This window comes from Parcubacteria group bacterium (assembly GCA_041657845.1).
In the GTDB taxonomy this organism is placed as follows: domain Bacteria; phylum Patescibacteriota; class Minisyncoccia; order Moranbacterales; family JAKLHP01; genus JAKLHP01.
Genome location: JBBABD010000065.1, coordinates 1,444 through 2,579, shown reverse-complemented (window position 1 = coordinate 2,579; position 1,136 = coordinate 1,444). Strand labels below are relative to the sequence as shown.

Sequence of the window (1,136 nt, the reverse complement as noted above, 5' to 3'; positions counted from 1 at the left end):
ACCGAGTGAAGAAGGGGACGATGAAGGCCCACCGCGTCGCCGGTTACTTATGGAAGGTCGGCCCGGAAGAAGTGGACCGGATGGAGAAGGACGGCGAGTTGATTAACATGATGAAGACGGGAAAAGCCTAATATGCGCGAACTTAACCTAGACCCGAGGAAAATCAAGGCTGGCGACCATGTTTTTGTCGTAGACTGTCTCTCTCCGTTCTCTACAAATGGAACAGATGTTGTGCTTGGGCACACCAGTTTGTCTATCGTCAAGTGCCGCGTCGTCAAGTGGCAGAGCGTCCTTAATTCAACTGGAGACGTGAGAACAATCGTCTGGAGCGCCCGTCTTCTGAATACGGTCAATCACAAAGAATTTGCTGTTTCATCGTCCAGCATTGACGCCCTGTTCCGTAATGCTGACGACGCCCTAACCTTCATAAAAGAAAAAGCCGAAGAAAGCCACGCCGCGATTGTCGCTCACGAGAAACGACAGATAAAATATCGTGGTTTATTCCACGTAACGCATTAGACCAAAGCCCCGCCCAACCGGCGGGGTTTTGTTATCGTGCCGTCTTTAGTCTTACGTTGACGGCTTCGTGTTCCACCGCAACAACCGGCACAGCGACACGGCGAGGTTCGCGGTGTTGCTCGCCGCGCTGCTAAAGCCCGCAGGAGCGTGAGGAAGGAGGATTTGGAGGTAATCGCCATAGATATTTAACTTACTAAAATTAACGTTAAAAATCAAGAATTTGACAAGTCATTGTGCCACCCTTGACAAATTGATATAATACCGTAAGGTGTGGATAACAAATATCCGCCTTGGAGCTAGGCAATAGACACAAAGCGGAGGGTGTGAGAATCGAACTCACAAAGCCTGTCAGAGCCGCGGTTTAGGAAACCGACGCGTTACCATTCCGCGCAACCCTCCATTTTATGTCCATTGTCTAACTACTGGGCGGATATTAACCGAGACTGTTCCTTGAAACGAGGCAGGAGGGTTAATGGTTAAAATGGTGGACGCAGTGGGATTCGAACCCACACGTCGTAAGACACTATCTTGGAAGGAGAGTGCGTCTGCCAATTTCGCCATACGGCCAAATTCCTGCGTCGTTTTAAGGAACAGTCTTTTTGTTATAGGTCTAATGC

General features: G+C 49.5%; 1 protein-coding gene and 2 tRNA genes. 1 reads left to right on the top strand and 2 read right to left on the bottom strand.

Going from position 1 to position 1,136, the window contains the following annotated elements:
• Window positions 1–132 precede the first annotated feature (132 nt).
• Window positions 133–519 carry a hypothetical protein gene (locus WC906_05520; protein MFA5777858.1) on the top strand — a complete coding sequence of 129 codons (387 nt, stop codon included), beginning with the start codon at window positions 133–135 and terminating at the stop codon, window positions 517–519.
• Between the two features lie 315 nt (window positions 520–834).
• Here the strand turns inward: WC906_05520 and WC906_05515 are convergent.
• Window positions 835–918, bottom strand: a tRNA-Arg gene (locus WC906_05515).
• An 83-nt stretch (window positions 919–1,001) separates the two neighbouring features.
• Window positions 1,002–1,086, bottom strand: a tRNA-Gly gene (locus WC906_05510).
• Between the last annotated feature and the right edge of the window lie 50 nt (window positions 1,087–1,136).